Annotated in this window: 9 protein-coding genes and 1 tRNA gene; 3 read left to right on the forward strand and 7 right to left on the reverse strand. The window is 71.1% G+C overall.

The features are described 5' to 3' along the window. The first annotated feature begins 47 nt into the window (after positions 1 to 47). Positions 48 to 308 (forward strand): 30S ribosomal protein S20, encoded by a 261-nt coding sequence (gene rpsT, locus R2N01_RS00485; RefSeq protein WP_316667345.1) that lies wholly within the window; start codon positions 48 to 50, stop codon positions 306 to 308. Positions 309 to 553: 245 nt separating this feature from the next. Here rpsT and holA read toward each other — a convergent pair whose 3' ends face one another. From holA to R2N01_RS00520, 7 genes are all read right to left on the reverse strand, one after another. Next, positions 554 to 1,531: a DNA polymerase III subunit delta gene (gene holA, locus R2N01_RS00490; protein ID WP_316667347.1), complete on the reverse strand. Its 978-nt coding sequence runs from the start codon at positions 1,529 to 1,531 to the stop codon at positions 554 to 556. Positions 1,532 to 1,601: 70 nt separating this feature from the next. Beyond that, a complete protein-coding gene (locus tag R2N01_RS00495) occupies positions 1,602 to 4,037 on the reverse strand; it encodes a DNA internalization-related competence protein ComEC/Rec2 (protein WP_316667349.1) in 2,436 nt (811 codons plus the stop codon). After that, positions 4,024 to 5,004, reverse strand: a complete 981-nt coding sequence (locus R2N01_RS00500) for a helix-hairpin-helix domain-containing protein (RefSeq protein ID WP_316667351.1) — start codon at positions 5,002 to 5,004, stop codon at positions 4,024 to 4,026. Before R2N01_RS00500 ends, R2N01_RS00495 begins: the two co-directional genes overlap by 14 nt. Before the next feature lie 85 nt (positions 5,005 to 5,089). Then, positions 5,090 to 6,802, reverse strand: coding sequence for an NAD-dependent malic enzyme (locus R2N01_RS00505; RefSeq protein WP_316667353.1), 1,713 nt, complete (start codon positions 6,800 to 6,802; stop codon positions 5,090 to 5,092). 44 nt (positions 6,803 to 6,846) lie between these two features. Beyond that, positions 6,847 to 8,130, reverse strand: a complete 1,284-nt coding sequence (locus R2N01_RS00510; protein WP_316667356.1) for a dihydroorotase — start codon at positions 8,128 to 8,130, stop codon at positions 6,847 to 6,849. 122 nt (positions 8,131 to 8,252) lie between these two features. Then, positions 8,253 to 10,739 carry a leucine--tRNA ligase gene (gene leuS / locus R2N01_RS00515; RefSeq protein WP_316667521.1) on the reverse strand — a complete coding sequence of 829 codons (2,487 nt, stop codon included), beginning with the start codon at positions 10,737 to 10,739 and terminating at the stop codon, positions 8,253 to 8,255. A 346-nt stretch (positions 10,740 to 11,085) separates the two neighbouring features. Next, entirely contained in the window at positions 11,086 to 12,042 is a 957-nt protein-coding gene (locus R2N01_RS00520; protein WP_316667358.1) for a DUF4192 domain-containing protein, read from the reverse strand. 136 nt (positions 12,043 to 12,178) lie between these two features. On the opposite strand from R2N01_RS00520, the gene R2N01_RS00525 reads away from it, so the two are divergent. Continuing rightward, positions 12,179 to 12,937 carry a hypothetical protein gene (locus R2N01_RS00525; RefSeq protein WP_316667360.1) on the forward strand — a complete coding sequence of 253 codons (759 nt, stop codon included), beginning with the start codon at positions 12,179 to 12,181 and terminating at the stop codon, positions 12,935 to 12,937. 119 nt (positions 12,938 to 13,056) lie between these two features. After that, a tRNA-Ala gene (locus tag R2N01_RS00530) sits at positions 13,057 to 13,129 on the forward strand. Positions 13,130 to 13,812 lie beyond the last annotated feature (683 nt).

A 13,812-nucleotide genomic window follows, 5' to 3' on the forward strand; every position in this document is an offset into this window, starting at 1 on the left:
GCACGGCGCGAACCACCCGGTAACGACTCCATTGAGGTTGAGCACACGTGGCGAACATCAAGTCGCAGAAGAAGCGCATCAAGACCAACGAGAAGGCCCGTCGGCGCAACAGGGCTGTGAAGTCCGCTCTGCGCACGCACGTACGCCACTTCCGCGAGGCCGCCGCCGCCGGCGACAAGGAGAGGGCCCTTGAGCTGGCCAAGGGCGCCAACCGCGCCCTCGACAAGGCTGCCTCCGCCGGCGTCATCCACGCCAACCAGGCCGCCAACCGCAAGTCGGCCATCTCCATCAGGGCGAATTCCCTCTGATCCCGTTCGCCTGGGCGAACGGACTGGGTCGGCTCTCGCAGCGCAAGCGCTCGGATCCTCGCCGGGGGGTCGGGGCGTTTGTTCGTGACCGGGGCGGTATCCCGCCCCGGAGCGTTCCGCCCGGCCCTGCGCGGGCACCGCATTGCTCTCCGGCGGACACTGCAATCTGCGCCGTGCTCACCCGGAAGCGCGGTATTCGCCGATCGACCGGTGGTGGACGCGGTCCGCCGAGGTCCGGCGACCGGTCACGCCTGGGCGCGGCGGGCCTGGTCAACGGACAGGAGCATCTGTTCGAGAGCGAAGTAGGGATCGGTGGCGGCGCCCTTGACGGCGGCGTCCGCGGTGGCGACTGCGACCAGCGCCTCGGCGACGCCCCCGGGCTGCCAGCCGCGCGCCTGACTGCGCAGGGTCTTGATCTTCCAGGGGCCGACACCGCAGATCCCCGCCATCTGGTTGTCGCGCATGTTCTGGCCCTGGACGCCCAGGTAGAGGCCCAGGGCCCGCAGGTCGGCCGCGAAGGCCGAGGTGACGGCGGCCGGGTGGACGCCGCACGACAACGCCCACCGCAGTTTCTCGAGCGCCTGGCCGAGGCGGCCGGCGAGCGCGTCAGTGCTCACGGCATAGCCGGTGACGTCGACCCGACCGGCGAAGTAGCGGTTGACGACCTCGGTGGTGAGGCGTTCACCGCGCCAGTCGGATGAGAGCTGGCCGATGGCGCCCGCCAGGGCCCGCAGATCCCTGCCGACGGCTTCGACAAGCCCCTGGGCCGCCCGGCCCTCGATGCTCATGCCCAGACTGCGTGCCTCGTTGACGACGAAGTCGGTGAGTTCCCAAGCTTTGAGGGACTCGGCCGGAACCTGGTTGATCCTCGTCCTGCGCAGCCTGGTGAGAAGACTCCGGCCCTTGTTGCCGCCGGCGTGCTCGGCGATGACGCAGACCGTCTCGCCGGGGGCCTTGGCGAACTCGAGGAGTCGGGAGCCCAGTCCGTCATCGGCACTGCCCAAGTCGTGGATGACGACCACGCAATAGCTGGCGAACAGCGACCCGCCCGTGGCCTCGAGGAAGTCGGCGGCCGTCGCCGAGGAGGCGTCGAGCTCGTCGACCTGGGCGTCGGGCTGCTCGGCGCGGGCCTGCTCGAGGATGGCGGCAGTGGCGCGCTCGGCCAGCAGGGACTCGGGGCCGTGGACCAGTGTCGTCGTACCGAAGACGGAATGCGAACTCACCCTGCAATCGTGCCACCGGGCGACGGCGTTCTCCCGCCGGGTGCGGCGGCGCCCCCCGATGGACGGCGCCTCATCGCCTGCTCACCACCTTCAATGCCCCCTTCTCACCGGGAGAGACGGCGATCGCACCGTTCTGGTCCGTACGCATCACCCGCATACCGAGCTGATTCAGGGTGCTCACCGTCTTGGCCGCGGGGTGCCCGTAGGTGTTCCCGGCCCCGACGCTGATGAGGGCCAGACGCGCCCCGATGGCCGCCAGGAACTCGGGATCCTGACGCGCGGAGCCGTGATGGGCGACCTTCAGGACGTCGGCCCGCAGGTCGAGGCCGCTCGAGACCGCCTGGCCCTGACCGCCCACCTCGAGATCGCCGGTGACGATGAGGCTGACCCCCTGCACCATGATCCTGCCCAGGATGCTCGAGTCGTTCTCGGCCGAGCTTTCCTGGCCGGTCCCCTCGCCGGGCGTCGCGCCGCTGGCCGCTACCTGCAGGGTCTGCCAGTGGATCTGGCCTATGTCGATGCGTTCCCCCGCCTTCGCTGTCCGGGTCCGAACGCCGGCTGCGTCCAGCAGGGCATGCACCTGCCGGGCGTTGGCGGCCGGGGACTCCAGGGGGTCCAGAAGAGCCAGGTCTATGCCCACGTGCCCGGCGATCTGCTGCAGGCCGCCGACGTGGTCGTCGTGGAAGTGGCTCAGGACGAGCATGCTCAGGTGCTCGATGTGCTGCTCGCGCAGACATCGAGCGGCGTCGTCCCCGGGCGGGCCGGTGTCGATGAGGACGGCCGAGCGATCGCCCGTACGCACCAGGGTGGCATCGCCCTGACCGACGTCGCAGCTGATGATCGCCCAGCCGGACGGCCAGCCCGGGGCGGCGGGACGCCACAGGCACCCGGTGACGGCGACCGCCGCCAGGGCGCAGCAGGCCGCCGGTCTGCGCGCCGCTCGCCCGATGAGCCAGGCCAGGGCCAGGCATGCGCAGGCCAGCACGACCAGCGACCAGCCGGAGGCAGGCCAGGTGAGCGTAGCGGCCGGCAGGCGCGCGCACAGCCGGGCGATGAGGATGATCGGTTCAGCGCACCAGCCCGCGCACCAGCCGAAAGCCGCGCCGAGCGGCGGGTACAGCACCCCGGTCAGGGCCGCCACGAGTCCTAGGACGGTGACCGGCGCGACGAACGGCCCCGCCGCCATGTTGGCCATGAGCCCCGTCATGGAGACGCTTCCCGACAGAGCGGTGATGATCGGCTGCGTCGCGAGCTGCGCGGCCGCTGGGACGCAGACGGACTCGGCGAACCAGGAGGGGGTCCAGGTCCTCATCGCGTGCTGCCAGCGGCCGGACCAGAACAGGATCCCGGCGGTGGCGGCGACGGACAGCGCGAAGCCCCAGCTGCGGGCCAGCCACGGGTCGATCAGGATGAGCAGCCATACGGCGCAGGCCAGCTGACGCAGACCGGCCGGACCGAGACCCCTGCGTCCGGTGGCCGCGAGGGCCACGACACCCATGGCGGCCGCGCGCACGACGCTGGGCTCGGCCCTGCACAGGACGACGAAGACCGCCACGACGAGCACGGCCAGTGCTCTCAGCCACCAGCCGCGGACGCCTCCTGCCCTGGCCACCGCCAGGAAGAAGACGAGCATCAGGGTCAGGTTAGTGCCGGAGACCGCCGTCAGGTGGGTGAGGCTGGACGCCCTGAAGTCGCCCTCGAGCGAAGCCCCGAGGCCGCTGGTGTCCCCTTCGACGAGCGAGGGCACCAGGCCGGCCTGGTCGTCCGGGCTCCACCGCATCGACTCTCGCAGGCGCGAGCGCACCGCGTTGACCGCCCTGTCGACCGGACCGGGGCCGGACACCTGATCGATGCCGCCCCGGGGCCTCAGCACTGCGACGAGGCCATCGTCATGGTCTTCAGGGGGCGTCGCACGGGCGAGCAGGCCGATCCGCTCACCCACTTGGAGCCGGGCGAGCCGGTCACCCGTCTCGCCGGAGGCGATGACCTCTGCCCCGCCGCGCGTGCGCCAGTCGGTTCCTCTGACGTCGACGGTCTCGACGACGACCGGTACGCGGGCGCCAGCCGGGAAGGAGCCCTTCTGGTCGAAGCGCTCCGGATCGCCCGCCACCCGGGCGGTGACCCTGGTGACCGCCCTGCCGGAGGCGGCATCGGCCAGCGGCCCGTGTTCGCACCAGTAGAGATGGCCCGCGCAGCAGGCGATGGCGCTGGCCGCGACGAGCGCCGCGCCCGCACTCGCCCACCGGCGGCGGGCGAGTGCGCAGGCTGTCGCCGCCAGGCAGAGCCCCAGCGCGGGCCAGCGCACCTGCGCCGGGGCGCAGAGCGCGAGAAGGGCGCCGCCCCATGCGCACAGGGCCGGGGCGGCGAGCCGCAGGTCGGAGGCGGATCCGGCCCGGTCCCCCGGATCGGCACCGGAGTCGCCTCCGGCGGCCCCCGGAAGCCCGGTGGCCGCTCGTGATCTCGCACCGCCCTGGCCGTGGCGCCCACCGCGATCAGACCCGGACATGGTCCTTGATCCTCGAGTAGAGCTTCTCGCCGATGCCGTTGACCTCCTGCAGTTCCTCGACCCTGTTGAAGCGGCCGTGCTGGGTACGCCATTCGACGATGCGCTCGGCGAGCACCGGGCCGATTCCGGGCAGTTCCTCGAGCTGAGCGGAACCGGCCGAGTTCAGGTCGATCAGATCGCCTTGGCCGCCTCCGGGCTGGCCTCCCGTCCCGGCGGCGCTCGCGCCGGCCCGCCCCGAGGCGCCCGGCTGGTTCATCTCTCCGCGTGGAGCGCCGATGGTGCCGACGACGATCTGACAGCCGTCGCAGACGGACTGGGCGAGATTGAGCTCGCCGGGATCGGCATCATCATTGAGGCCCCCGGCGGCGTCGATGACATCCGATACCCGGGCATCGGCCGGTACCCGGACAACGCCCGGAGAGCGGACCGCACCGATGATGTGCACGCGGATGGGCGCTGCTGACGACTGGTCGGCCGACGCCGGCTCTGCCGCCGAGGAGGCCGGGGATCCGGTTCCCTCGGCCTGCACGCTGGGGCTCGGCGCGTCGACCGTCGTCGCCCGGGCCCGCAGCACCTGAGTGATGCTGAACGCCAGGATGACGGCGCAGACGACGGCGATGACCGCGAAGTGCGCGCGGCCGAACTCGTGCAGACGATGGCCGAGCAGGATGCTGGCGGCGCTCCTCCCTCCGGGGGCCGGTTCACGCCCCGCCCCGCGCCGCTCGGGGAACGGCTCATCATCCGTCCAGTCCCGAGCGGCGTCCTCCCCCGCCGGCGACTCGTCGTGCTCGACAGGGCTCCGGTCGTCATCGGCGGCCGCGGACCGGGCGCCGGCTCGGTCATCGGGGTGCCGCCCGGCCTGGGCCCGCCGGGGCCCGCTGACCAGTGGGCCGGACCCGGCCATGACCTCGCGCAGGCGAATGGCCAGATCATCCCCGCCCGAATCGTGTCTGAATCCGTGTGCCATGCCCGCAGTGTGCGCGGGCACGGGCCGAGTTGATCAGACGGACAACACTCTGTGAGTCATCGGCCTGCGATGGGGCCCGGAGGGGTCACAACGAGTCGACGACCTCGACCTGCGGGTACTCGGCGCGCCACATGCGGTCGGCGATCGCCTGCACCGGGTCGTCGGGGATCACGCGGGCCAGCCCCTCGGCGATCGCCTGTCGCGCCACGGCCAGACCGACCCTGGCGCTGATGGCGCGCAGGCGGTGGATGGCGGGCAGCAGGGACGAACCCTCGGCGTCCCTGGCCCCGGCCCCGGCCAGGCACTCGGCCGCCGCCAGGATCATGCCGTCGCTGACGCGTGAGGCGTCGACGGTGATGGCCCCGAGTCCGATGCCGGGGAACACCAGCGCGTTGTTCGCCTGGGCGATCTGGTAGCCGGTGCCCTTGTAGGTGATCGGCTCGAAGGGTGAACCGGTGGCGATGAGCGCACGACCGCCGGTCCACTCGAGCAGGTCGTGCGGCAGGGCTTCCGCCTTCGACGTCGGGTTCGACAGCGGCATGATGATCGGCCGGTCCTGGTACGAGGCCATCTCGCGCACGAGCTGCTCGGTGAAGGCGCCGGTCTGGGCCGAGCACCCGATGAGCATCGTGGGATGCACCCGGTGGACGACCTCGGCCAGGCCGCGGCCGCGCGGCGCGGCGGGCCAGTCGCCGACATCGGACACGGGGCGCGCGTAGGGTTCCTGGAAGTCGCGCATGCGGTCGCCCTCGACGATCAGACCACGGCTGCCCATCGCCCAGAAGCGGCGACGCGCCTCGTCCTCGCTCAAGCCCCTGCCGACCATGAACTGCACGAGCAGGTCCGAGATGCCGACGCCGGCGGTGCCCGCGCCGAAGATGACGATCCGCTGCTCCTCGATCGGCAGGCCGGAGCGCCTGATGCCGGCGAGGGCCGCCGAGGCCACGACGGCGGCGGTTCCCTGGATGTCGTCGTTGAAGGTGCACAGCTCGGTCCGGTAGCGGTTCAGGATGCGGTGGGCGTTGGACGCGCCGAAGTCCTCCCAGTGGAGCATCGCGTGCGGGAAGAGCTGACCGACGGTCTCGGTGAACTGCTCTATGAAGTCGTCGTAGCGCTGGCCGCGCACGCGCGAGTGGCGCACGCCCAGATAGGTTTCGTCATTGAGCAGCTCGAGGTTGTTGGTGCCGGTGTCGAGCACGACGGGCAGTACGCGGTCGGGGCGGATGCCGGCCGCCGCCGTGTACACGGCGAGCTTGCCGACCGCGATGGAGACGCCGCCGACGCCCTGGTCGCCGATGCCGAGAATGCCCTCGGAGTCGGTGACGACGATGAGATCGACGTCGTCGGAGCCGTAGCCGTAGGCCTGGAGGGCCTCGGTCATGTCCTCGGGGTGGTCGATGTCGATGAAGACGCCGCGCGGGCGGTGGAACCAGTGGCTGTACTCCTCGATGGCCCGGCCGATGGTGGGCGTGTAGATGATGGGCAGCATCTGCTCGATGTGCTCGGAGACGAGCCGGTAGAACAGGATCTCGTTGCGCTCCTTGAGCGTGCTCAGGAAGATGTACCGCGCCATGTCGTTCGGCTCGGTCCGGTATTGGGAGTAGATGCGTTTGAGCTGGTCGTCGATCCCCACGACCCCGGGAGGCAGCAGGCCGACGAGGCCGAGCCGCTCGCGCTGGCCCCTGGTGAACGCGGTGCCGAAATTGGTCATCGGGTGGGTGAGCACATCGCGCCCGCGCGCGGCGATGCGCACGACGTCATGGCCGTTCTTGCGGATGTACTCGAAATTCTTGCTCACGTGATCCTCCATCGGTGCTGCAGCCGGCCGGGGACCGGCTCGGTTCAGGCGAAGGCACCGTCCAGGTCGAACGTGGGGCGTCCGCGCAGGACGGTGGCCACGACCCGGCTGTAGTAGGTGCGCTTCTTGTACGGGGTGTTGCGGGCGATCGACGACAGCCGGGCGGGCTCGACCGTCCAGGGGCGCTGCGGATCGACCAGGCACAGGTTCGCCGGGCGCCCGGCGGACAGGTCACCGCCGTACAGGTGATCGAGGCCGAGCAGGCGGGCGGGCCGGGTGGACATCCTGTCGGCCAGCAGGGCCCAGCTCATGCGCCCGGTGCGGACGAGCAGATCGGCCACGACCGACAGCGCGGTCTCCAGGCCGAGCATGCCGTTGGCCGCCCGGTCCCAGGAGCAGTCCTTGACCGCGTCGGGGTGCGGGGCGTGATCGGTGCCGACCATGTCGATGGTGCCGTCGAGGAGGGCCTCGCGCACCGCGGCCACGTCGGCGGTGCTGCGCAGCGGCGGGTTGACCTTGAAGTCGGGATCGCCGGAGGCGGTGGCGCCCGAGTCGAGCGACAGGTGATGCGGGGTGGCCTCGGCGGTCACCTGGAAACCCTGCGCCTTGGCCCAGCGCACGACCTCGGTCCCCGAGGCGGTGGAGATGTGGCAGACGTGCAGGCGAGCGCCGAGGTAGCCGGCCATGATCGAGTCACGGGCGATGATCGTCGACTCGGCCATCGCCGGCCAGCCGGTCCTGCCGAGTGCACGGGACAGCTCGCCCTCGTCGAGCTGGGCGCCGGCCGTCAGCGCCGGGTCCTGGCTGTGCTGGGCGAGCACGCCCCCGACGGCGCCGATCCGTTCGAGGGCCTCGCGCATGAGGTCGGAGCGCGACACGCACTTGCCGTCATCGCTGAACATGCGCACGGCGGCGCGGCTGGCGGCCATCTCCTCGATGCCGGCGAGTTCCTGCCCGGCGAGGTTCTTCGTGATCGCGCCGATCGGGTACAGATCGCACAGGCCGAGGTCCTCGGCGGTGTCGCGCTCGTACTCGACGACGGCCGCCGTGTCGGCCACGGGGTCGGTGTTGGCCATGACGAAGACGGCGCCGAAACCACCGGCTGCGGCGGCGGTCAGGCCAGTGGCGATCGTCTCGGCGTCGCCCTCGCCCGGGTCGCGCAAATGCGTGTGGGGGTCGACGAGGGCCGGCAGCGCGACCAAGCCGGCGCAGTCGAGGGACCGCGCACCGGGTCCGACGGCGCCGGGATCCACGATGGTGTCGTCGTCGATGACCAGGTCGCGCGGCCCGTGGCCGAGGACGTCGACATTGTGCAGAATCAGCTGCATGGGTCCCTCCTGCTCATCGGGCCGCGGGCCGGGTGAACCGCTCGTTCCGGATGGGGCGCACGCAGGCGCGCCACCCCGGGCCGGTTCGGCGCACCTGCGGCATGTCGATCGCTGCTCCCCCGTCACGCGCCGGGAACGATGCTCACCATGCGTGGCAGCTTGGTGATCGTCTTCACGACCGGGCGGCCGTCCAGCGCGCGCTGGACCTTCGGGTCGGCGAGCGCCATCTCGACGGCGGCATCCTGATCGATGCCGGGGCTGACCTGCAACTTGGCGCGGACCCTGCCCTGCACCTGGACGACCATCGTGACCTCGTCGGCGACGAGCAGGGCGGGGTCGGCGGTGGGCCAGGTGGAGTTGGCGATGGACGGGGCGCCGCCGAGCAGCTCCCACATCTCCTCGGCGGCGTAGGGGGCGAACAGGCTCAGGGTCTGGGCGATGAACTCGGCCGCCTCGCGTACGGCCGGGTCGCCGGCGCCGGAGTCGGCGGCCTTGCGGGCCGCGTTGACGAGCTCCATGATACGGGCGACCGCCACGTTGAAGCGGCCTGAGCCGACCAGCTCGGTGATCTCGGCGATGGCCCTGTGGGTCGCCTTGCGCAGTCCCTCGTCGCCGGTGGCCGGATCGGCGCCGTGCGGGGCCCGGACGTCCCGGGCGAGGCGGTAGGCGCGCTGCAGGAAGCGCAGCGAACTGGCCGGGGAGACGTCGGCCCAGTCGATGTCGTCGGCCGGCGGGCCGGCGAAGACGACGGTCAGGCGCACCGCGTCGACGCCGTACTCGTCGAGCTGGGCACCGAGATCGACACCGTTGCCGAGGGACTTGCTCATGGCCTTGCCCCCGTTGATGACCTGGCCCTGGTTGAGCAGGCGGGTGAAGGGCTCGTCGAAGTCGAGCAGGCCCATATCGCGCAGCACCTTGGTGAAGAAGCGCGAGTACAGCAGGTGCATCGTGGCGTGCTCGACGCCGCCGACGTACTGGTCGACCGGGGACCAGAGCCCGACCTGCTCAGGACGGAAGGCGCCGTCGGCGCACCGGGGGGAGCAGTAGCGGAGAAAGTACCAGGACGAGTCGACGAAGGTGTCCATTGTGTCGGTGTCGCGCTCGGCGTCGCCGCCGCACCTGGGGCAGGCCACCTGCTTCCACTCGCTGGCGCCCAGGGGCGAGACGCCTCTGGGCGCCAGCGCCTCGCCGCGCAGATCGGGCAGTCGGACCGGCAACTGGTCGGCGGGGACGGGGACGTCGCCGCAGGTCGGGCAGTGGATGATCGGGATCGGGCAGCCCCAGAAGCGCTGGCGGCTGAGCAGCCAGTCGCGCAGGCGGTAGGTGATGGTGGCCTCGCCGGTGCCGTCGGACTCGAGCTTGGCGATGATCCGGTCCTTGGCCGAGGCCACGTCGGACAGGCCGTCGAGCGGGCCGGAGTTCACATAGACGCCGTTCCCGGTGGTGGCGACGCCGGACACGGCGGGATCGGGATCGCCGGTGTCGATGACCATGCGAACGGGCAGCCCGTACGTCGTGGCGAAGTCGAGGTCGCGCTGGTCGTGGGCGGGGACGGCCATGATGGCGCCCGAGCCGTACTCGGACAGCACGTAGTCGCCGGCCCAGACCGGGATCTTCTCGCCGTTGACGGGATTGGTGGCGTTGACGCCCAACGGCACGCCGGTCTTGACGTGCTTGGTGGACTGGCGCTCGATGTCGTTCGTCTTCTTGACCCGATCGAGGTATTCCTCGAAGGCCGGGCGGCACTCGTCCGAGACGACCTCGGAGGCCAGGGGGGCGTCGGGGGCGACGACCATGAAGCTGGCCCCGTAGAGCGTGTCGGGGCGGGTGGTGAAGACGGTGACGGGCTCGGTGCGGCCCTCGATGACGAACTCGACCCAGGCGCCCTCGGACCGGCCGATCCAGTTGCGCTGCATCGCGAGCACGCGATCGGGCCACTTGCCCTCGAGCTGGCCCATGTCATCGAGCAGTTCCTGGGCGTAGTCGGTGATGCGGAAGTACCACTGGTTGAGCTCGCGCTTCGTGACGGCCGAGCCGCACCTGTCGCACAGGCCCTCCTTGACCTGTTCGTTGGCGAGCACGGTCTGGTCGGTCGGGCACCAGTTGACGTAGCCGTTCCTGCGGTAGGCCAGACCCCTCTCGAAGAACTGCAGGAACAGCCACTGGGTCCAGCGGTAGTACTCCTCGTCGCAGGTGTGGAGTTCGCGGGTCCAGTCCAGGCTCAGCCCGTAGCGTTTGAAGGACCTCTTCTGCGTCTCGATGTTCTCGTAGGTCCAGCGGGCCGGATGCTCGTTGTTGCGGATGGCCGCGTTCTCGGCGGGCAGGCCGAAGGCGTCCCAGCCGATCGGGTGCATGACGTTGTAGCCCTGCATGCGCCAGATGCGGGCGAGAACATCGCCCATCGCGTAGGCCTCGGCATGGCCCATGTGGAGGTCGCCGGAGGGGTACGGGAACATGTCGAGCACGTAGCGGCGCTCGCGGGGGTCGTCGTCATGGGCGACGAATGTCCCGTCCTCGGCCCAGAACTTCTGCCACTTCGCCTCGGCGGCAGCGGCGTCGTAGCCGCCGCGCTCCGCGCGCGGCTGATCCGCGTCCCGGTTCGTCCCCACCTGGCTCACTTCGAGTGCCTCCTGTGACTCGCTCTGGGCTCTGCCGGATGCCGCTCGCGCCGACGCCGACAGACAAAAACCCCTGTACCCGACGGGCATCAGGGGCGCCGCGAGACCGATCGCACCAGAGGGCCGGGGCCCCGGTGCCGGCGGCAGCGGCTGGCCGAGCAGCGCGGCACGAACGCGCACGCGCACAGCATATCGCTCTCTTCCCCTGGCACTCGTGCGCGCCCGGGTGCCGGCGCCTCGACCGGCCGTACGGTGGCCCGCGGGGACGGCACCCGCGTCAACGGTTCGCCCGGGCGCGCACGGCCGCCGCAAGACCCGCTGCCGCGTTCCAAGCCTCTCAGCGGTTCTCCGGGACCACGGCCCGTCCGGCCAGACGTGCGGCCGGGGGACGGCGGGTTCGCAGGTCGTTGAGGATGAGGAGCATGCCCGATGCCGGATCGATCGTCTCGAGGCGGGCGATCGTCTCGTTGAGCAGCGCTCCCCCGCCGTGCCGCCAGCACGAGACGCCGAGCAGGCCGAGGACAGGGGGCGCCCACTGGTCGGGGGCGATCGCCACCGCATCGGCCCACAACTGCTCGTACGCCGCGGGATCTCCTTCGCCGAGCCCTGTCCTGGCCAAGGCGTGACGGTACGCCGCCTTCTCTACGAGCACGCACAGGCTTCGCAGGCGCTCACGATCCAGACGCCGACCCCCATCGACGGCCTCGGCCAGGCAGTCGTCGACGAACGCCAGCTGGCGCCCCGGCGCCCAGCCCAGGCATTCGCGGGCCCGGTCCCAGGCCACGGCCTCTTCGGGCGTGACCGGGCCCGGCCCGGCGACGATGCCGGCGATCTCGTCACGGCTGGCATAGGCCGACAGGCCCGAGGCGACCGCCTGTGCGGCGAGCGGCGAGCTGACCGGGTCGAAGGCGTGGCCGGGGTCCAGTCCGGGCACGTCGCCGCCGGTGGCGTCCCAGTACCGGCTGCCGGCGACGACGAGGCACAGCAGCGTCTCCTGCGGTCTCAGATGCTCGCGAGCGGCCATGACGGCCGCATCGGCCCAGTCCGCGGGCCCGTAGCCGACCACGATGAACTCGGCGCCGGGGCTCGCCGCCCGCATCGAGCCGACGACGGGCTCCAGCGCGCCCGGCTCCTCGCACAGAACCTTGGAGACGCACGAGGACTGCACGATGACGCCGTCGCAGTGGGTCATGATCAGCAGCGCCTCGTCGGGCCGGTAACCGATGAGATAGGGGATGAGTGCGAGCAGGTCCTCGCGCGAACCGACGGTGAAGCGTTCCGGAATGGTTGTCATACCCTGAATGTGCGCAGGAGAGCCCGGATTTCTCACCGCCGACGGAAGCTGTGGACAACCCCCGCCAGCGCTCGGTCGGGCGCGGCCGTGTCCATCCCGTCGCGGCGGTACCGGGCTGGCCTAGGCTAAGGCCATCATGAGCGAGCAGAACAACGACGGCGTCCGGCCCGGCGACTGGTCGGCACCGCAGACCGGTCCCGACCAGTGGGTTCCCGGCGCCGAGTTGCCGGGCTTCGACATGGCCGTGCCGGGGGATGGCCCGAGTCCCGCCTCGGCCCCCAGGGCCGACCCGTACGGCGACCGCAGCAGCAGCTCGGCGGGGGGGCCGGCCCCGACGCAGGACCAACGGGTACCGGCCGAGCGCCCCGCCGACCCGGCTGCGCCGAGTGCTGCGATCGAGCAGTACCAAGTGCGCCGTAGCCGCGGCCCGCTCATCGCCGTCATAGGCCTGATGGCCGTGATCCTGACGACCATGGCGATTTTCGCCCTGCGCAGGCCCCAGCAGGGCCGGAACGAGCAGAGCACCCCGCCGCCCGCCACCAGCACGGCGCCGAGCAGTCCCGGCCCGTCCACGAGCACCGCCAGCGCGATACCCGTCGAGTCGGGCTCCTTCTCCGGCACCTGGCAGATCAACAGTTCGAACTGGGACTCGACCGGGCTCGTGGTCGACATGACGATCACGAGCACGAGTGGATCGCTGTCGTTCACCATGTTCACCATCGACAACGTCAACACCGAGCAGACCAAGGGCACGGGCGAGATGGCTTCCGGCACGGTCGGCGACGGGCGGACGATGCAGGGCCAGGCGCGCTTCGACAAGGACCGCAACGACACGACCGTCGTCCTGGCGGACGCCAGCGGCCACCAGATCACCGCTCTGACCGTGTCCGCCTGATGGTCCCGTCGTGGGGCATCGCGCACCGACAACGCTCCGATTTTGCATCGTGCCCGCAGCGCGCTAACCTGTGTCAGGCCGCCGCGGCCGGGGTTCCGGCCTCAGGCAGCGCCCGTCTCGGGGCTATGGCGCAGTTGGTAGCGCGCTTCCATGGCATGGAAGAGGTCAGGGGTTCGAATCCCCTTAGCTCCACATAAAGTTGAGAAAATCGGAACTCACCCCGTCTCTTGGCGGAACGGGTTCGTTTCTGCGGCCACCTCGGGTGAGACGTCGTCGCGGACATGATCAGGGGCGGTATGGCCGTCATGAAACAGAACCGTCTCCAGTTTCACGGGGTCCGGTCGGTGCTCCGGCGTGGGTGTGGCCGGTGTCGTCCGGGACGACCGAGGTCTTCTCGCGGGTCATCCCCGCGCCGGATCCGGCGCGGGGATGATCCGCCCGGTGTCCCGATTCGGTTCGATCGGGTACGGCCTCACCGTCTCACGAGCGACGAGAGGGCCCCGGGGAACGACCGGGCCGCCCTCCGGGCGGCCTAGCGCGGCGGGTCCCGGTCTCGCGTCCGGGCGCGGGCCTCGTCGGCGGTGTTACGCCTCCCGGCCGTCCTCCACCAGCCGCCTGACTCGGGTCTTCGCCTCCGCCATCCGCGTGGTGGCGCTCGGCCCGTCGCGGCGCCCGTCGAACCGGTCCGGGGACCCGTCCCGCAGAACTTCAAAAGCCGCTGATACGAACAGTCCGCTCGGCGGCGCCTTCGTCTGTCATGCAGCCGCCCGGCCCGACGACGAGCGGACCCGCAGGAATCAGGAATCGCGAACATGACCGCCGGCCCCAAGCACCTGCTCATCGATCAGACGCATACGGAAACCGGGTCTCGACCG

The sequence above is a fragment of the uncultured Propionibacterium sp. genome, from assembly GCF_963539965.1.
Taxonomy (GTDB): domain Bacteria; phylum Actinomycetota; class Actinomycetes; order Propionibacteriales; family Propionibacteriaceae; genus Propionibacterium.

Excerpts from the sequence above, each read along its gene's own strand:
- R2N01_RS00495 (WP_316667349.1), bottom strand. The coding sequence starts at position 4,037 with ATGTCCGGGTCTGATCGCGGTGGGCGCCACGGCCAGGGCGGTGCGAGA.
- R2N01_RS00500 (WP_316667351.1), bottom strand. The coding sequence starts at position 5,004 with ATGGCACACGGATTCAGACACGATTCGGGCGGGGATGATCTGGCCATT.
- R2N01_RS00510 (WP_316667356.1), bottom strand. The coding sequence starts at position 8,130 with ATGCAGCTGATTCTGCACAATGTCGACGTCCTCGGCCACGGGCCGCGC.
- R2N01_RS00520 (WP_316667358.1), bottom strand. The coding sequence starts at position 12,042 with ATGACAACCATTCCGGAACGCTTCACCGTCGGTTCGCGCGAGGACCTG.
- R2N01_RS00525 (WP_316667360.1), top strand. The coding sequence starts at position 12,179 with ATGAGCGAGCAGAACAACGACGGCGTCCGGCCCGGCGACTGGTCGGCA.